The organism is Candidatus Neomarinimicrobiota bacterium (assembly GCA_022560655.1).
Classification (GTDB): domain Bacteria; phylum Fidelibacterota; class Marinisomatia; order SCGC-AAA003-L08; family TS1B11; genus JADFSS01.
In genome coordinates this window covers 1-18,312 of the sequence record JADFSS010000043.1, presented here as the reverse complement: position 1 = coordinate 18,312, position 18,312 = coordinate 1, and the positions used below count along the sequence as shown (strand labels likewise).

At 56.7% G+C, this 18,312-nt stretch carries 19 protein-coding genes; 3 read left to right on the top strand and 16 right to left on the bottom strand.

Annotation, left to right across the window (positions count from 1 at the left end):
• The 3 genes from IH971_07510 to IH971_07500 form a co-directional block, all read left to right on the top strand.
• Positions 1-330: zinc-binding dehydrogenase (locus IH971_07510; protein MCH7497682.1), on the top strand; the 330-nt coding region annotated here is incomplete at its 5' end.
• Positions 331-580: 250 nt separating this feature from the next.
• Positions 581-928 (top strand): hypothetical protein, encoded by a 348-nt coding sequence (locus tag IH971_07505; GenBank protein ID MCH7497681.1) that lies wholly within the window; start codon positions 581-583, stop codon positions 926-928.
• Positions 929-1,127: 199 nt separating this feature from the next.
• Positions 1,128-1,766 (top strand): DUF4389 domain-containing protein, encoded by a 639-nt coding sequence (locus IH971_07500; protein ID MCH7497680.1) that lies wholly within the window; start codon positions 1,128-1,130, stop codon positions 1,764-1,766.
• Positions 1,767-1,984: 218 nt separating this feature from the next.
• Here IH971_07500 and hisI read toward each other — a convergent pair whose 3' ends face one another.
• The 16 genes from hisI to IH971_07420 form a co-directional block, all read right to left on the bottom strand.
• On the bottom strand, positions 1,985-2,326 hold the full coding sequence (gene hisI / locus IH971_07495) for a phosphoribosyl-AMP cyclohydrolase (GenBank protein MCH7497679.1): 342 nt from the start codon (positions 2,324-2,326) through the stop codon (positions 1,985-1,987).
• Positions 2,323-3,093, bottom strand: coding sequence for an imidazole glycerol phosphate synthase subunit HisF (gene hisF, locus IH971_07490; GenBank protein MCH7497678.1), 771 nt, complete (start codon positions 3,091-3,093; stop codon positions 2,323-2,325). The genes hisI and hisF overlap by 4 nt, the downstream gene beginning before the upstream one ends.
• Positions 3,087-3,758 carry a 1-(5-phosphoribosyl)-5-[(5-phosphoribosylamino)methylideneamino] imidazole-4-carboxamide isomerase gene (locus tag IH971_07485; protein MCH7497677.1) on the bottom strand — a complete coding sequence of 224 codons (672 nt, stop codon included), beginning with the start codon at positions 3,756-3,758 and terminating at the stop codon, positions 3,087-3,089. Before IH971_07485 ends, hisF begins: the two co-directional genes overlap by 7 nt.
• 37 nt (positions 3,759-3,795) lie before the next feature.
• Positions 3,796-4,392 (bottom strand): imidazole glycerol phosphate synthase subunit HisH, encoded by a 597-nt coding sequence (gene hisH, locus IH971_07480; protein MCH7497676.1) that lies wholly within the window; start codon positions 4,390-4,392, stop codon positions 3,796-3,798.
• Positions 4,389-4,979 carry an imidazoleglycerol-phosphate dehydratase HisB gene (hisB, locus tag IH971_07475; protein MCH7497675.1) on the bottom strand — a complete coding sequence of 197 codons (591 nt, stop codon included), beginning with the start codon at positions 4,977-4,979 and terminating at the stop codon, positions 4,389-4,391. Before hisB ends, hisH begins: the two co-directional genes overlap by 4 nt.
• On the bottom strand, positions 4,969-5,784 hold the full coding sequence (locus IH971_07470) for an HAD-IA family hydrolase (GenBank protein ID MCH7497674.1): 816 nt from the start codon (positions 5,782-5,784) through the stop codon (positions 4,969-4,971). Before IH971_07470 ends, hisB begins: the two co-directional genes overlap by 11 nt.
• On the bottom strand, positions 5,781-6,842 hold the full coding sequence (gene hisC / locus IH971_07465) for a histidinol-phosphate transaminase (GenBank protein MCH7497673.1): 1,062 nt from the start codon (positions 6,840-6,842) through the stop codon (positions 5,781-5,783). Before hisC ends, IH971_07470 begins: the two co-directional genes overlap by 4 nt.
• A complete protein-coding gene (hisD, locus tag IH971_07460; protein MCH7497672.1) occupies positions 6,835-8,115 on the bottom strand; it encodes a histidinol dehydrogenase in 1,281 nt (426 codons plus the stop codon). The genes hisC and hisD overlap by 8 nt, the downstream gene beginning before the upstream one ends.
• Complete coding sequence (locus IH971_07455) at positions 8,115-8,990, bottom strand: ATP phosphoribosyltransferase (GenBank protein ID MCH7497671.1); 876 nt, start codon at positions 8,988-8,990, stop codon at positions 8,115-8,117. The genes hisD and IH971_07455 overlap by 1 nt, the downstream gene beginning before the upstream one ends.
• 933 nt (positions 8,991-9,923) lie before the next feature.
• Positions 9,924-12,296, bottom strand: coding sequence for a YfhO family protein (locus IH971_07450; GenBank protein MCH7497670.1), 2,373 nt, complete (start codon positions 12,294-12,296; stop codon positions 9,924-9,926).
• Between the two features lie 4 nt (positions 12,297-12,300).
• Positions 12,301-13,449, bottom strand: a complete 1,149-nt coding sequence (locus IH971_07445) for a hypothetical protein (protein ID MCH7497669.1) — start codon at positions 13,447-13,449, stop codon at positions 12,301-12,303.
• Between the two features lie 298 nt (positions 13,450-13,747).
• Positions 13,748-15,205 (bottom strand): oligosaccharide flippase family protein, encoded by a 1,458-nt coding sequence (locus IH971_07440; protein MCH7497668.1) that lies wholly within the window; start codon positions 15,203-15,205, stop codon positions 13,748-13,750.
• Between the two features lie 98 nt (positions 15,206-15,303).
• Positions 15,304-15,834: a class I SAM-dependent methyltransferase gene (locus IH971_07435; GenBank protein MCH7497667.1), complete on the bottom strand. Its 531-nt coding sequence runs from the start codon at positions 15,832-15,834 to the stop codon at positions 15,304-15,306.
• A 333-nt stretch (positions 15,835-16,167) separates the two neighbouring features.
• Positions 16,168-17,412 carry a glycosyltransferase gene (locus tag IH971_07430; GenBank protein ID MCH7497666.1) on the bottom strand — a complete coding sequence of 415 codons (1,245 nt, stop codon included), beginning with the start codon at positions 17,410-17,412 and terminating at the stop codon, positions 16,168-16,170.
• A 17-nt stretch (positions 17,413-17,429) separates the two neighbouring features.
• A complete protein-coding gene (locus IH971_07425; GenBank protein MCH7497665.1) occupies positions 17,430-17,969 on the bottom strand; it encodes a UDP-N-acetylglucosamine 2-epimerase in 540 nt (179 codons plus the stop codon).
• Entirely contained in the window at positions 17,867-18,193 is a 327-nt protein-coding gene (locus IH971_07420; protein ID MCH7497664.1) for a transposase, read from the bottom strand. The genes IH971_07425 and IH971_07420 overlap by 103 nt, the downstream gene beginning before the upstream one ends.
• Positions 18,194-18,312: the final 119 nt, after the last annotated feature.

Genomic DNA, 18,312 nt, shown 5'->3' with positions numbered 1-18,312 from the left:
GGATATCATTCGATTTCAGATTATAAGCGTGTATTAAATCCCAAGGGAATTTATGTCACGACCGGAGGTTCCATGCCTCAAATGTTCCAGGCTATGCTCTTAGGGCCATGGATTTCAATGACTGGGAGTAAGAAAATGGGTTTCCTGGGGTTGAAACCAAATAAAAAGGATTTGGTTTTTATGAAAAAGCTTCTCGAAACCGGCAAAGTAAAACCAGTCATAGATAGACGCTACCCGTTAAGTGAGGTTGCTGAAGCTATCTGGTATCTTGAAGAAGGACATGCCCGAGGAAAAGTAGTAATAACTTTGGAACATAATAACAAAACCTAACAAGCGTTGCAGTTGACGACAGTTTCGAGCCACTTCCCGGCGGACAACTTCTCCGAGATTCAAGGCCATGCGGATGGCGGTTGGGGCCTGTGAGCAGGAGGGGGCGGAGAGTGTCAAAAGGGGACGCTTCAGTTGAGGCGTCAGCTTAACGTTGGAAACACGAAATGTGTCTCTTAGCTTTAGGCCCAAGTAGCTCACAATGCTTTGCCTACGATCAATTGGCTAATCACTTCAAATAAAGGAGTAAGGTATGTGTGCAAGTAATTTTAAATTGAGTCGTGCATTTATACTTGTAACACTTCTGGCTATTGGGTGTGTAAGTGTAAATTATGTTGGAAAATCATTCGATCTAACAACGAGTGTTGACGTGTATTTCTCTAAGGAAGAAATAAAGAAAGAGTATACAGTTATAGGCCATGCAATTGCTAGTGGTCAAATTGTTACCAATGATAAGATTCAAGAAAAATTGATCGAAGAAGCTAAGCTTAAAGGGGCAGATGCTATATTGATAACAGGAATCGGGAAATCAAATGTTCCCCTTGGTGACGGCAGTATTGATGAAAGCCAAATAAATGCATCGTTCTTAAAATACAAATAGTTTAACTGATTTATCTGATTGTTTGCACATAACAACCGTTGCCCCCGGCCCCGAAACAAGGCGCGCGAATGCGGAAGCTGGGTAGCCCGAATCAGGTTTTATTTGTTACCAAAAGTTTATCTCTCCGCATGTTTTGGGGCGGGTGAGCTTTCCCGTTATACGGCCGGACAGAATCAATCACACGGACTCGGAGGTGCATATGGTTATTGAATCCGCAGGCTACGCTGCCCGTCTTGAGGTCGACTACCCGGAACAGCTGGGCCGCCTGACGACGTTCTTCCGTCTGATCTGGATCATTCCGATTGCGGTCATTGCCGGTCTATTGTTATCCAGCGGCTCGCAGACCATTGTGAACGAGGCTGGAAAGGTCGTACGCGGTGGTGGCGGTATCGGGATCGGCCTGGCTTTCGCCACGGCGCTGATGATCGTATTCCGGACACGGTATCCGCGGTGGTGGTTCGATTTCGCTGTGGAGTTGGCCCGCTTCGAGAGCCGGATTGTCGCCTATCTGGCGCTGCTCACCGACCAGTACCCTTCGACTGTCGAAGAGCAGGCGGTCCATCTGGAGATCGACTACCCGGACGTGAAACGCGACCTGAATCGGTGGCTGCCACTCGTCAAGTGGTTCCTGGCGATCCCTCACTATCTTGTCCTGCTAATTCTGGTGCCGCTAGCTGTCTTCGCCGTGGTCTTCACTTGGTTCGCGATACTCTTCACCGGCCGATACCCAAGAGGGCTGTTCGACTTCGTCGTGGGAGTAGGCAGGTGGGGCCTGCGCGTCGGGGCGTACGCCTTCCTGCTCGTCACAGATCAATACCCGCCGTTCAGCCTGAGCTGAGCAGGACATCAGATTTAAATTGACGGACGGGCTGTTAACGATCTTCCAGAGTGAGTGAAGACTACCGTCGGCGCTGTCGAAGACGGCGCCGTATGATCCGACGCTGCGGCTGACCGTGCCACGGGCGACTTTGGCTGGACTGTAGTACGGTGCCGGGCGCGGCAGCTGGGCGCCCAGGCCGTTAGGTTTTGCAAGCTTGCAGGATGTATTGTCGGAAACTATTCTGCGGTGAAGATATTCTCCGTAAAACAGGATCGCGTGCCGTTGTGGCATGCGGCGCCGGTCTGCTCGACGGCAATCAGCAACGTGTCGCGATCGCAGTCGGTTGTAATGGATACGATTTTCTGAACATGGCCGCTGGTGTCCCCTTTGTGCCACAGCTCCTGGCGGCTACGCGACCAGAAACAGGTTCGTCCTTCTGCTAATGATATTTTCAGGCTTTCACTGTTTACATAAGCCAGCATTAGCACCATACCATTAGCGGCATCCTGGACAATGGCCGGGATGAGCCCGTCGGCGTCGTACTTCAAGGATTTAATGTTGTACCCAGTTTCTGTCATGGTTTCGCTCCTGCCAATCGTATGGGAATTCTCCTGCGGATCAAATAATCCTTAACCTCGCCGATGCCCAATATCCTTCTGTGAAATACCGAGGCAGCGAGCGCAGCATCAGCTTCACCTTTTTCAAACGCCTCATGGAAATGCTCCAGCCGGCCAATACCTCCCGACGCAATCAGGGGGATTTGAATCTGCCTGCTCACCTGCCGGGTGATAACGCAATCAATGCCTTGCTGGGTTCCATCGGCATCGATGCTGGTAAGCAATATTTCTCCGGCACCGCGATCCTCGGCTTCAGCTGACCAGTCTAATGCTTGGCGACCAGCACCTTGGGTGCCGCCATGGGACATCACCACCCAGCCCTCCGCTGATTTTTGCACATCAATGGCAACCACTATGAACTGGGAACCAAACTGCCTGGCCGCTTCTGAGATAAGGCTCGGGTTTTTGAGGGCAGCAGTGTTGATGGCCACTTTGTCTGCCCCGGCGGAGAGCAGCGCATCCATATCAACAAGGGTCCGGATGCCTCCTCCGATTGTGAAAGGTATGAACACATCCTTGGCAACTTGCCGGGCGAGATTCAATACATGTTGACGGGCATCCACCGTGGCGGAAATATCCAAAAACACCAGCTCGTCCGCACCCTGGCTCGAATACCAGGCTCCCAATTCGACAGGCTCGCCTTCCTCCACAAGATGAGTGAAGTTGACACCCTTTACGACTTTGCCATCCTTCACATCCAAGCAGGGGATAATACGCCGTGTCAGCATTTGGCCAGCTCAGTAATTGATATCGCTCCCTCGTAGAATGCCCGTCCCACAATTACCCCGCTGATGCCTTGGGGCGCAAGTGCAGCTATCCGATAGATATCCTCAGTTCGAGCGACACCTCCCGATGCCGTAATTTCCATTGACGTGGATTTGGCTACCTCCTGCAGATAGGCTAGATTTGGTCCCCGCATGGCTCCGTCAGTGGCCACGTCTGTAACTATCGCCCGAGTAAACCCCAGTTGCTCCAGTTTTGCAAGGAGCTTCAGGGAATCAATGCGCGTGCGATCGCTCCAACCTCGGACGGCAATCCCGCCATCTCGGCTATCGATCCCCGCTACGAGTATCCTACCGTAGCGAGCTAACCATTTTGATAATTGATCCTGATTCTCAAGGAGGCTTGTTCCCAGGATTATCTCGCTTGCACCGGCATCCAACGCCCGCTCAATATCGATCCCCGACCGGAGACCGCCCCCAAACTCGATCTTGATGCCGGTCTTGGCCACCTTGGATACTACATCCAGATGCACCGGAGAGCCGGAGCGTGCTCCATCAAGGTCTACGACATGCAGCGTTGTCAGTCCAGCCTCCAAAAACCGGCTAGCAAGTTCAACGGGATCGAAGGGATAGATGGTCTTGCGGGCGTAGTCGCCTTGGATCAGCCGCACAATTGATCCTTCCAGGAGATCCATTGCCGGGATGACCCTAAAAGGACGCATCGGCGAACTTCTCCAGGATAGACAATCCGAACTCACCTGACTTCTCAGGATGGAACTGAACACCCCAAACGCTATCCTGCTGGAGGGCGGCAGCGATGGGTCCGCCATAGTCGCTGATGCCTGCCACAGTTTCAGTGTGAGTTGGCTGACAGACATAGCTGTGCACAAAATAGGCATAGTTATCCGGTCCAATCATAGAGCTCGTGCCAGCTGCTGAAACCTTATTCCAGCCCATGTGAACTTTTCGGTGTCCGCCTTGAAGGGCAACCACCTTCCCGCCAACAATTCCGAGACCTTGATGCTGTCCGTGTTCCTCGCTGCTCTCCATCAGCAGCTGCATTCCAAGACAGATGCCGAAGATGGGGCCGCCATCTTTGGCCCAATCTCTGAGAAAGCTCTCCAGCGACTGCTCATGGAGCCGTGTCATGGCGTGAGCAAATGCCCCTACCCCGGGGAGAATGAGCCGGCTGGTCCTACCTAACTCGTCTGGATCGCCGGACACAGAATATTCTATTCCAAGCCGCCCAAGGGCGTTGGTGAGACTACCGATGTTGCTGGTACCGTAGTCGACAATGCCGATCACAGCGTGCCCTTGGTGGATAGTATTCCTCCTGTGCGGGGCGTCTGTGCCTGAGCCAGCGCTGACCCCAGCGCCTTGAACATGCTCTCGATCTGGTGATGGGGATCATCTCCGTACAGGTTTTCGATGTGCAGGGTCAGCTTGGCCGCCGTGGCCAAGGAACGGAAAAAATGGCCCGTAGTGATCGTCTCAAATTGACCCACTCGTTCGACAGTGAGATTGGCATTATAGACACAAAACGGCCTGCCGGAGATGTCCACCACCGCTCGCGACAGGGCCTCATCCATGGGAATAATGCCTGATCCGACGCGGGCGAGAAACCCCCGCACCGCCAGCGTCTCAGCCAGCGCCTGCCCCAAGGCAAGGGCCACATCCTCTACGGTGTGGTGGGTATCCACATCGAGATCGCCCCTACAAGTGAGGGCCAGGTCCCAGCCTGCCCATAGCGCCAGGGTCGTGAGCATGTGATCAAAAAAGCCGATGCCGGTTTTGATATCAATCTTACCCTCGCCATCCAGCTTTAGGCTGAGCTTGATGTCTGTCTCCCTGGTTCTTCTACTCAAGGTGACGGGTGTGGAATCAGTCATCATAACCCTCGATTACAGTTAGCAATTCTTCAATGTTTGTACACTGCAGCTCGGCATCATTCCAGGCTGGGCGCACCGGTCCGATGCCAGCAAAATCTATCTGCCCAGGAAAAGGCTCCCGGGCATTTCGAATCAGTTCGTAGTCGTCCAGGGAATCGCCGGCATAGACCACCCGCTCGCTGCCCAGCAGGGCGCAGATAGCCAGGAGCTTCTCCGGGTTGGGCTTGTTCAGGGCGGGATCGTCCGAAAGGGCGACGAGGTCCGGCGATAATGACCAACCCAGCATATCCGCTGCAAATACCATTTCCGCGCTGGAGCGACCGGATACGATACCAAGCCGCTGCACATGTCTGCGGAGATTTTTCGCCCCGGGAAGGGGTCTCTCTGCCAGCATTCTGCCCCGTTGTTTGATGGTTTCCGGGGTAAAGCCGTACAGGGATTCGCAGGCGTCCAGACCACCATAGGCTTCCTGTGCCAGGCGGGTCATCAGGCCAAAGAATTGGGTGGAAGGCGGCACATCGGTGAGGCTGGCGAGTCCTGCCAGGCCGCCTCCCGCTGCTTCGATCGCCGCAACGAATTCTTCAATCGGCGTCGTTTTGAAAAAGCGCACCCAGGCTCCGCCAGCAACTGCCACGTGCCAATCATCATTAAAACCGGGTGATTCCTTTAGTATTCGAACCTCCGCAGGGGTGAACCGCGAGCTCCCCGTTGCTTCCTCCACGGCATCCACTACGGCCGCGGTGAAGGACCGGCTGACATCAATGAGGACACCATCCACATCACAGATGACACTGTCATAGGTTCTCATAGCATGTGCTCGAGGGCTGCTGCCAGCCGGTGGTTTTCCTCAGGTCTGCCAACCGTAATACGGACATAGTTCTGACACCCGGGGTATCCCGATACATCACGAATCAGAATACCGGCATCAAGGAGACCGTTGTAGGTTGCCCTGGGGCCGAGATCGGTTTGCAGCAGGAAGAAATTGGCCTGGGATGGCAGTGCCCGGATGCCATCAAGACTGTTCAGTTCCTCGATGAGCTTGTCCCGTTCGGCGATGGTCTGGTCGATGCGCTGGTCTACCCATTCCTGGTGATCGAGTAGCACCGTGGCAGCAGCGGCGGTGGGCGCATCAAGGTTGAATGGAAGCAGTCCCTTGGATACTTGCTCGACTAGCGCTGCGCTCATCACGCCATAGCCAAGACGGAAGCCTGCCATGGCAAAGGCCTTGGAGAAGGTCTGGGTGACCACAAGGTTAGGGTATTGCTCGATCAGGTCCAGAGCGGTGACAGTGGCGTAATGCACATAGGCCTCGTCAACGACCACAAGACCTGATGCGGCCTCGGCAACTTGGGCGATGACCTCGAGCGGCAGCAAAGTTCCGGTAGGTGAATTAGGATTGCACAGGATCGTCAGCTTCGCCTTACTGCTGCGAGCCAGCAAATCATCGACCGAGACCTGAAAGTCATCAGCCAGGGTTGAGTTGTCCATCTTCGCACCCCGCCACGTTGCCAGCAGCGGATAGATCGCAAAACTGGGCTCGAGGGCACAGAGTGTATCGCCCCCGGCTAGGGTAAGAATGGTGATAGCCGCCAATATTTCGTTGGAGCCGTTGCCGAGTACGATTTTTCCTGGCGGTACTTCTAGAGCCTGGGCCAGCCTTTCCCGCAGGATAGCCGCCGCCTGCTGTGGATAACGGTTCCAGGCGAGGTTTGCTATCTGATGTGAGATTTGATTCTTGAGTTCAGCGGGCCAGTCCCAGGCAGATTCATTTTGGTTCAACTTTATGTCCGTCGCCGGTGCCGGGACATGATAGTTGGATTCCGCCAACATTTCCGGTCTGATCCACTGTTTCAGGAGATCATTCATGGTGCATCCGCACATTAATCGACAGCGCATGACCAGCCATACCTTCTGCCCGTGCCAGCTCTATCACGGTATTTCCTGACGCAGCAATGGCCTTCATGGGCGCTTCAATCATGGAATAAGGCACCAGAAAATCCAGGACGGATAACGGCCCCCTGAAGCGCGCCTGGCCGGCTGTGGGGAGAGTATGATTCGGTCCCGCCCAGTAGTCACCCCAGGCCACGGGTGTAGAGTGACCAATAAAGATGGCGCCCGCGATGCAGCGTTTGGCGAATTGACGGGCCTCGCGGATTTGCAGGGAGAGGTGCTCGGGGGCAATACGGTTGATCATTTTCAGACAGTCGCCTAGATCAGCACCCACGTAAATGGCTCCACGGCTTTCCAGGCTAGTCCGCGACGTTTCCTCGGTGGCGAGGGTTGGCAGCATCATTTCCAGGTGCTGGTTTACTTTCTCAGCCAGAGCGGCATCAGTGGTGAACAGTGTTGCCGTGGCCTCGGGATCGTGCTCGGCCTGAGAGATTAGGTCAGCTGCTACCCAGCCAGCATTCGCAGTATCATCCGCCAGGATTACGATCTCAGTGGGTCCGGCTGCTAAATCTACACCGACATGTCGCGAGACTTGCGCCTTGGCTTCGGCCACATAAACGTTTCCCGGACCAACAATTTTGTGCACCGGTTTGATCGTTTCGCTACCGTAAGCCAGGGCCCCTATGGCCTGGGCGCCACCAATACCGTAGACTTGACGGATACCCAGCAGGCTGCAGAGGCCGAGAATGGATGGATCTGCCCGGCCATCAGCTTGGGGTGGTGTGCAGACGGATACCTCAGCCACGCCAGCTATTTGGGCAGGAATGGCCGCCATAAGTAGCGAAGAAGCCAGGGGACTGCGGCCTCCAGGTACGTAAATGCCGATGCGCTCGATAGGCCTCCAACGCCAGTTTGTTAGCGTTCCGTCGGGCTGCTCCAGATCATACGGCTGCGGTAATTGTAATTGATGGAATCGACGGAGATTTAGACCTGCTTCAAGGATGGATTCCCGAAGAGAGGAAGACAATTGAGCCTCGGCCAGTGCTATCTGCTCTGCGGAGGCATCAATGCTGGTAATGGTCACTCCGTCGTACTTGGCAGTCAGCCGCAGGAGCGCATCATCACGACCCGATCGTACCTGGCGCAAGATATCTGCAACGACTACGGATACATTACTCTCCTCAGATGAGTGGTCTTGTAGCAAGGCATCCAGCCTGCTGAAATCACGAAATATGGGCAGCAATCCCATCAAGGAAGTACTTTGTTGAGGGGATACTCAATGATGTCTGTGGCGCCGGCTTCCATCAGAAGGGGGATGATTTCGCGAACCTGAGTCTTCTCTACGATCACCTCTACAGCCGCGCCGGAGTCGTTGTAGAGTTGGCTGATGGTTGGCGTTTTCATAGCAGGCAGGATAGCTATAAGGCCTTCGAGCTGCTCATCGGTTACATTCATCTTTAGACCGACCCTGCTGGCAGCCATGATGCCGCTTTCCAGCAGTCGCGCCATGTTATCTATTTTCTTGCGCTTCCAGGGGTCGTCGTAGGTGGCCTTATTGGCGATGAGGCGGGTAGTCGACTCCATGACCGTATCAACGATGCGCAACTTATTGGCCCGCAAGGATAAGCCGGTTTCTGTCACTTCGATGATGGCGTCAAACAACAGGCGAGGCTTTGCCTCCGTTGCGCCCCAGGAAAATTCCACCCCTGCCTCGACTCCATTGTCCGCCAAATACTTCTTGGCAATGTTGACCAGCTCAGTGCTAATGCGTTTGCCCTGGAGGTCCCGAACCGAATGGATGTCTGATTCCTCCGGCACGGCGAGAACCCACTTCACCGGACGCATGGAAGCCTTGGCGTAAATCAGCTCGCACACCTCCACCACATCGGCGCCGTTCTCCATGATCCAGTCTTTGCCAGTGATGCCGGCATCAAAAACGCCTTGCTCCACGTAGCGGGCCATCTCCTGAGCACGAATAAGGAGAGCCTCAATCTCCGGGTCGTCGCAGTAGGGGGTGTAGGTCCGGCTAGAGAGAACGAAATTCCAGCCCGCACGCTTGAATATGGAGAGGGTGCTCTCCTGAAGTGAGCCCTTGGGGAGCCCGAGTTTGAGTATCTTATCCATAATATTCTCCTAAAAACAAAAAGCCCCCGGAAATCCGAGGGCTCTAAAATTTTGCAGTGAAACTATTGACTAAGGTGCAGTGCCGCCCGGATCCCCGTGGGAGTCAGTATGATGATGGTGGTGATGGACGTTGTACAGCATGACAGGAGCACAATTTATGGTCTGGCTTAAGACATTGTCAACTGAAAATGATGTTTGGCCCATCTCCGGAAAGCCGACGGCTACTTCCAACGGGCGATCCAACCGCGAAGACAAGCTGGCGGGCGATCGGTCATAGGTTACCGTATACAGTCAGTTAGCTCGGCCCGACGCGTCTCATCGCTCCCGGGGCCGACCCAGAAGCTGACCTCTACGATGGAGATAAGAACCTGGTCCGGCGAGGGGATCCAAACCCCATCTTCGGGAACCGTGGATTTCGATGCTGTAAGTCTTGATGGAAGTGTCTTCGAATGTGAAGCTGGCGCAGTCGCCCCATTGAGTATCCGCGCCGTGCCCTGGACGAGCTCGCTTCGGTCACAGCCGCTCTGCAGGAGAGCACCCGCTATGATCACCGCCATGGCCGTCGAGCTGCCAGGTTTTGTTAACGAGGCTGACCACTGGGCGCCTCCAGGTATTCTTCTCATAGGAACCTCCAGGTCACATCGTCCTCATCCTGGATTAAAGGCCGGCTTTATGTATTCTCGAATATTCTACAGCCGGTAGCTGGGCGAAAGACCAGCCGTCTTGCGGTCCCCGTCCACCGGCACCTCCGCGGTCTGAAAGGTAGTGACACAGCCGCCTTGGCGATCATGTTGGCATATAGGTCCACCAGGCGGCGCTCGTTGGCCTGGAGCTCACTGACGAGGTTCTGCGAGTACCCCTATCGGACCGACGCGATGAGGATGCCCAGGGCAAACAGCACCGTTTTCAGGTTGAAGGTGTAGCGGTGGAGGGTCATAGCCGTTTCCGTATCTCCCGGACCGCCCCGGGCAGGAACCCCAGCCCGATGAGCAGCAGACTGAGGCGACCCAGCAGAAGCCCCAGGCGGTAGTCGCCGGGAGCAAAGTCCAGGGCGATATCGTGGGTGCCGGACGGGACCACCACGCCGCGCAGGATGGTATTCACTTCGTGGATGGGGACCGGCTCGCCGTCCACCGTGGCCCGCCAGCCTTCGGGATAGACCACCTCGCTGAGCACCAGCAGCGCCTCTCGGGCAGCAGTTACCTGCAGCCGGATTTGGTTGGGCTGCCAGTTGGCCTGCACCACTCTGCCTTCGCCCTGGAACGGAGGCGCAATCGGGTCGTCCGGCCCATGGGCCTGAATATAGACCACCGTTTCCGGATCGTAGGCCGGATCGCGGAGCCGGGCCAGGATGTCGTCTGCGGAGGGCAGCGGCTCCACCCGCCGGGGAAACCAGGCCCGCTCCAGGAAGGTGTCCAGCTCATAGACCGCCGCCGGCTGGTAACTGCCCCCGCTGTACAGGTTGCCCACAAAAACTTCCCGGAGACGGGGGTCGCTGAACTGCTGCAGGCTCACCAGGTACTTGACATTGAGCATACGCAGGATCCCTTCGCTCTGAAAACCGGTGGCCTGCATAAACCGGTCGTAGTTGGCCAGCTTGGCGGCGTGGTAGCCGCTCACCGACGACACCCCCGCCAGCGCCCAGCGGTTCTCGTTCTGCAGCCGCCCCAAAGGCCTGATGCGGAAGGTGGCCGTGTCGCCGCCGAGAAACTCCAGCACCGGATCACTGTTGAGGTAGCGGGTCATGACGGACCGGGGCCGGAGCACAGGGCTTCGAAGGCTGCCCTCGGCTGGCTCGATGATGCGCAGGTCGATGCGTCCCAGGTCCACCATGCTCACGGCCACCAGTCCCGCCAGCAGCCAGCGCTTTGAGAGGCTCCCCGCACGCCAGAGATAGAGCCCGCCTACCGCCAATCCGCCCAGTACCAGCAGCCAGACGGCGTCGGCACGAATCATGGACATACGCAGCCCGTTGACCTGCGGTACCATCTGCGCCGGAACTCCCCGTGGCACGGGCAGGTTGCTCCCCACCACCGAGGCTGAAGCCAGAAACAGCAGCCCCAGGACCACCACGGCGCCACCGGTCCATACCAGGATCCGGCGAGCCCGGGATTCCCCCTGTGCACCCAGCCATTGGAGCCAGGCATCCAGCCCCAGCCCGGCCAGCACAGCCACGCCGAACTGAGTCAGGACCAGCAACATGGACGGCACTCGAAACTTGTTGAAGTAAGGAAACAGATCGTAGAACAGTCGGTACAGAAAAAAGTTGTGCCCCAGGCTCAGAAAATAGGCCAGCACAGCGCCCCCCGCCATCGTCCAGGTGAACCAGGTGCGCCGCACCGCCACCGCCCACACCGCAAGCGCCAGCAGCAGCAAACCCATGTAGTTGGGGTAGTCGGTAAAGGGCATGTCGCCCCAATAGGTTGCGCCGCCAAAGCCGAAGAAGGAGGGCAGCAGGAACGTGAGTGTTTCGCTGAAGCTGAAGGACCACTGGGTGGCGTACTCAATGCCGGTGCCCCCGCCCAGCTGTCCGCCACGGATGCTGAAAGGAGTGTAGCTCATGACCGGCAGGTAAAGCACCGCCGCCAGACCAAAACCTACGATCATGGCCAGTGCGAACAGGGTGACGAAGCGACCCCTCTGGCCGCCTGTAAGATCTTTATCCCGCAAGGACCGGACGGCGAGCACCACGAAAAACAGCCCCAGCAGCAGCAGGCTGTAGTAGGCGATCTGGGCGTGGCCGCGCTGGAGCTGCATGCCGGTGAGCAGGGCCAGCAGGGCGGCGGCGGGCAGGCTTCTGCGCGCATGCAGCCGGAACAGCCCCCAGATCAGCCACGGCAAATACGCCAGGGTCATCATCTGGCTGCCGTGCCCGTGAACCAGCATGGTGTTGAAATAGGGCATGAGCAGGAAGCCGGTGCCCCCCAACAACCCGGCGGCAAACGAGCCCCCCAGCCACTGGATCAAGAGAAAGCAACCGAACCCGGCAAAAACCATGTGCAGCAGGTAGCTTGAGAAGTCCGGCAGGACTGGCGCCAGGACACCCAGGACCTTGTTGGGCAGGTAGAATATGGACAGGTAGGTGAAGGAGTGGATGGTGGGCATGCCCGAGAAGAGCCAGGGCATCCAAAGGGGCAGCTCGCCGGTTTCGGCTTCCAGGGCCTGGATGCCCGCCGTGGTGCCCACTGGGGCCAGGGCATCGGGTCCGGTGAAGGAATAGCCGCCGGAAAGTGGCTTGTAGTACAGCACCATACCAGCAGCGATCAACACCACCAGCGCCCACAGCCACGATGGTAGTTTGGGCATCGGTTCAGCTGCCACCGCTGTCCGCGCCAGGAGCAGCAGGATAACTCGATTGCCCGGCGAAACCGTCCGCACGCCTGGCGCCACAAGCAAGGATCCCCTCCAACCGGGCGGCCAGGTTCTTCCAGTCACGGTCCCGCAACTTATCAACAAGCTGTGCATCCTTCACCTGGGTCTTGAGGTAGTCCTTGACCGACTTGGCAAACAGTTCCTTCTCTGCATGCAGCTGGATGCAGGGCGAGAAATTCCGGTATTCTTCCATGGGCCTTGAAACCACCATCAATCCTGCTGCCAAGTATTGCACAACTTTCCCGGAAGCAGCCCTCCTGATCACCTCATTATCCTTCAGCGGAACGATCCCTACCTTATAGGCGCTCAGTGTGGCTGGAATGCGCTCGTATTCCAAAAGGCCGTGGGCCATGACCCCAAACCGCTCCGTCAGCGCCTCGATCTCCTGGTCCAGCCCCCGCTCCACAGGGCCGTACAGGTGCAGCGTGCCCTCTGGCAGCTGGCTGGCCAGATACTGTACCAGTTCAAAGTCAAAGCTCCACTGTAGTATGGCCCCGAGGTAGCAGACCCCGGTTCTGCGGCCGGCGGGGGAGCTCTTGAAGTTGACCAGTTCAACTCCGTTGGGGATGTAATAGACCGGCGCCCGCGTTTCCCCTTGCAACTTCCGCTCGTAGAGCCTAGAGGGGGCGAAAATACCCTCGGCCCGCGATAGAACCTCCCGGAATCCACTCCGTACCCAGACCGGGATCGGGCCGAATTGTTCCGGATCGTCATTGTAGTCCCAGTAATACGGCCGGGAGAACCACTTCAACAAAGGAATAAAGTAGATGCTGGAACAGATGATCTTCGAGCCGCGTAACATTTCGTTTAGCCGTGCAAACATTATCGGGTGCAGCAGAACATAGTATAGCCATGAGAGACGCATGAGCAGTACCCGGTTCAGCCACTTGATGGGGGTAGGACGCAGAGCCGGCAAGGTGAGGACATGCACCGGTCCGTCCTGCCGGTAGGAGAATGGCCGCCGATGGCCTAACGTGTAGGGCTCGATGAAAAGTATTTGATGCCTCCTGGCCAGTTCCGAGAGCAACTGCTGTTTCCGGGTCCGCATGTAGTCCCACCGAATCTCGGAAAACCACACAATCTTCATCGACCTGTCTCCCACGGGGGTTTCAACCAACCCTCATCCACACGAGCGGCCGGGAATGATCGAAACCCGTCCGAAGTAATCCCCGACTCTATATGCACTTTCATGAAATCAGGTCCGTGGAGGGGAGGCCAAATACGATTGGACTGTCTCATCCGTATGCGCTGATCCTAACATCTTGCGCGGCGAGCCCGGAGCGCCCGTCTGGTCTTTCAGGTCCGGGTTCTTGATAATAAATACCTGGCCCGGAAATATTTCCACGCTGACAAACTTGCTGTCACGATGCCGCCGGCCGCCGCCGCTAGACCTTCCGCCCAAGCGAGCCGCCGAGCAACGTCCTAACTGTAGCCAGTTCCTGCCGGTCGAAAAAGCGCAGCACCCACAGGATGACAGGAAAGCCAAGGACAAGCAGAAGCAATTTGATCCCTCCTCCCACCCACGGGTTGGCTGCCGGAACGGCCAGACCCAGCCCGTAGATTGCCACCCACGCCACGGTCACCTTGAGCAGGCGGACATACTCGTAGGGCATGGACCAGAAATGCTGGTTCACGGCGGTGCTCACCACGGTCAGCAGGAAATAGGAAATTAGGGTCGCCCAGGCGGCGCCCAGCATGCCGTAAGGGGGGATCAGCAGCAGATTCAGCCCCAGGTTGACCAGCGCAGCGAGGATGATAATCAGCGGGACGTACTTCATTTTATCACGGGTGGGCAGCGCCGTATTGGTCATGTAGCGAACCCCATAGAAAATGTACGATACAGCTACCAGCGGCACAACGGCGGCGGCGCCGTGGAATTCCGGTGTGGTCATTATGACCAGCAGCTCGCGCGCCAGCAGGGAGAGCCCCAGCCCCAGGAAACCCAACACCAGCACGTAGTAGGTGAGTATCCTGGCGAACTGCTGAGGGGCTGTCTCCTGCTTGGCGATGCTGAACATCAGGGCGGGCCAGGCCAGCTGCACCGACCAGACCGCCAGGTTCATGACCATGCCGATGGTGTAGCCCAGGGAATAGAGTCCCACCTCGGCGGTGGAGGCGTATTGCTGAAGAAAGTAGCGGTCTGAGGAGATCATGATGAGGTCCGCCAGGCCGGCGGGCACCATGGGAGCGCCGAACAGCAACATGCTCCGTAGCACCGGCCCTGAAACCACCGGCCGCAGACCGGGCAGCAGGATCACCAGGTAGACCCCGGCAAAGATGCCCGCCTGAATGAGTCCGGCGATGATGAGTCCCGACACCCCCTGTTTCAGGACCACGATATAGAGGATGCTCAGGCCCGCGCCCACCAGGAAACGGGCCACCGAAACAGCGGAATAGAGCGCCGCCCGCTCCTTGATCCGCAGCCGGGCCATAAACACGATTTCCGCCACCCGCAGGATGCCGGTATAAAAGACCAGCCGCAGCGTTTCGGTCTGGAGGGTCGACCCGAAGATCAGTTGCGAGAGGGGGCCGGCAAAGAGCGCCAGGCCACCGAATATCAGCAAAGACTCACCGATGAGAAAGTACAGGGCCGTGCTGGTTGCCGTGCGCTCATCCGTGTCGAAATAGATCACTTCCCGAAACAGCGCTGACCCCAGGCCTAATTGAGTGATGATTCCTGCCACGCCGCCTGTAACCAGCAGCAGAGAAAACAGGCCGTAATCGGCGGGTGTCAGGTAGCGCGTAAAAATGGGCAGGAGGAGGAACGCCAGCAGCTTGTTGAGGCCGCCCCCCAGACCGTAGATGAGGGAGTGTTTGGAGAGGGTCTTGAGTGTCTGAAGCATTACTAATTCAAGACTTGGATGATCAGTTAATTCTATGACCCTGTGGAGATGTGCCCATCATTTTATATCCGGTCCAGTTTGGTCCGGTTTTCGTACCGTCAACTTTTAACGTAAATAAAAAAGTTTGCCAATGACCCGCTGCTTTCGTCGCCTTTGTATGGGAACCTATTGGGGGTCTCCTTTAGGAGATCCCATACAGGAACATGCGCATCGATCCAATTAGAAAATTTACGATGTCTCTGGTGACCAACCTGATCACTATCAATATTACTTGAATATATGACGACATATTTTTCAGCAGCGGAGAATAGGTGTCGCATATGAAGTTCAAATATCCTGTCTTCAATCAAATGGTAAATGACATCCAACGACAAAGCTAGCTCAGCCTTGAAAATACCCTGCGAATCCACAAAATTATCGGGATTATAGAGGGCAAACCTTTTTTTATTGTCGTCCCGAAAGCGCTCTGTACATAGTTCAATTGCCGTTTTTGAAACGTCAAGCCCAATGTATTTAGGATACGAGGCTAACGAGAGCTGATGACCATCACCGCATCCAAATTCTATGACAGACTTAACGCTTTTATCCTTGACAAACGCGTTCAAAAGCTCCGCCTTAAATTCAGCCAATGCGCCATAGGACCCGGCTCCCGAAGTTCCGCCACCGGCATAATCTTCCTTCCCAGTACGCTTGAGAGCCCGGAAATATCAGAGAGCCTGGAAACAAAACTTTTCTTAATGTCCGGACAGCACCTTTTACTGTGATTCCGATATAGGGGATTTTCTTGATAATTGGTTTCATTTGTTTCATGAATATGCCTTCAACCGATAAGTTTCTCAATTTTAATTCGACAATGCGAATGCCTCACGAATTTTTCTCCGCCTGCTTTTGCTTCCCTATTCCCCTCACAATCAAAGCCATCTGCCAGCGACCGTCGCACGAAAGTGGTTATGACCATAAAGCTACGAGGGGCCTCTTCCTAATCTTTTGGAGTTAAGAAGGTGATGGGAAGTAACGTGCAACCTTGACCTATCGCTCCCCGTATAACTTTTCATCATTTCCCAATAGACACTATTGATTTTCCCACCAACAACTTCATGAGTATACCTTTTTCGGACATATTGGGCAAGCGCCTCAATCTGATAATTTTGATGATGATCCAACATATCACCCATGGCCTGGGCCAGCGCTTCCACATTCCCCGGCGGCACCCGCAGGCCCACATCGCTATTAATAAACTCGGCTGGGCCGCCGCTGTCGGTGGCGATAACCGGTTTGCCGCAGGCCAGAGCTTCGATGAGAACAACCCCGAAGGTCTCGAACTGGCTGGGAAGCACCAAAAAGTCGCAGGCCCGCATCTCCTCTGCCAGGGCTTCCTTGGTCATGGCCCCCTGGAATGACACCACGTCCTCCAACCCAAGCGTGACAGCCAGACGCTCATACTCGTCCTGCAGGCTCCCTGCACCTACCAGCTGCAGGCGAAAGTCAATTCGTTCCAGACTGGCCAGGGCCTGGAGGAGCGTGGGAATGCCTTTCACCGGCGTCAGGTTGCCGGCAAACAGGATCCGCTTATATCGCGCGTCCCCCTTCCGCGCCCCGGCTCCGGGATAGTGAACCGTTCCATCATAGGCATTGGGTATCACACGGTGAGAGTTGTAAATGCCCCACTGCCGCATGCTCTGCCACAGCGCAGCGCTCACCGGCGCCAGCAGATCCGCCCGGTTAAGTGCATAGCGGGCGATAGCCTTATCAGAGCGCGTAAGAGTACCCCGGGCATAACCAGAATAGTGCTCAGTGACCATCACGGGAATATGACGGTGCCTGGCAAGAATTACGGCGGGCAGAGCTGCCTTGAAGACATGGGCGTGGATCACATCGGGGCGATAACCCCGGCTGAACAGGCGGAGAGCCCACTTGAGCATGAGCCAGTACCACCGGAAGCGGCTGCCGGTGAGGCGGTTAAGCCATCCCGCGCGGTAGCGAATCAGGATCGTCCGCAGGCCACCGTCGAGGACGACCGTGACCCGGGCTGGCCGGTGCCCGGGCGGGCGTGACTCGAGGGGATAGATCACCGTCACATCTGCGTACAGCGCTACTGCTCTGGCGTGCTCCCGGATGAAGATGCCCTCCAGCGGGTGTTCCCCTGAGGGGTACCAACTGGGCAGGAACAACACCCTCAGGCGGCGTTCATCCGGATTATGCTCCACGGGAAGGTTCCCGGTCCCTATGCCAGCAAGAGCGCCACAATGCGTTCGGCGGCATGGCCATCACCGGATATGGACGCCGGGTCCGCCGGCGGCGCCTGGAAACCGGACAGGGCCTCGAGGATGGCAGCCTTGTCAGGTCCCACGAGGCGGTTGGCGACGGCCTGCACCGGCTCCACCCACTCGGTCCCCTCGCGCAAGGTGATGCAGGGCACCGGCAGGAAGAAGGCCTCCTTCTGCATGCCGCCGGAATCGGTGAGCACCACCCGGGCGTTGGCCAGGAGCACCAGCATATCCAGGTAGCCCACGGGCTCCACCAGCCGCAGCTGGCTGTTTGCGGCCGCCAGTGGCAACTCCCCTTCCAGCTCGGCCATACGGCTGCGGGTACAGGGATGGACCGGGAACCGCTGACCTGCCTCCGTTGATTGGACCACATGGTAAGTTAGTCTTTGAGGTTTCAGTTGACACGTAGTTCGGTGAGTGGAAGTATGGCTTCCGGAGCCGGCGGAAGGTATCCAGGACGGCTGTGAGGATGGATATGATTGTATTCCCATCTCCATCTATCGATCAAGACCTTGGCTTTATAAAGCGTATCGAAGATCTCCAGGTTGAGCAGTTCATCCCCTAGTTTCCCATTAAAAGACTCGATAGAGCCGTTCTCCCAGGGCTGCCCGGCTGACTGCGCCGGCCGGCGTGACCGGCTCGCCGTGGCGGACTCCCCGAGGCGGTTACGACCAGAGGCTACGGCCTCCCCGTGGCCGGGACGGCCAGGGCCGAGGCCCACCCCCCCCTGGCCGGTATCACTGATCTTGCTACAATAAAGTGGACACTACGAGAAGTCATAGTGCCTGGTTAAGCTGCATGTTTTCATACTCCACCGGGGATCTATATCCCAAAGTCGAG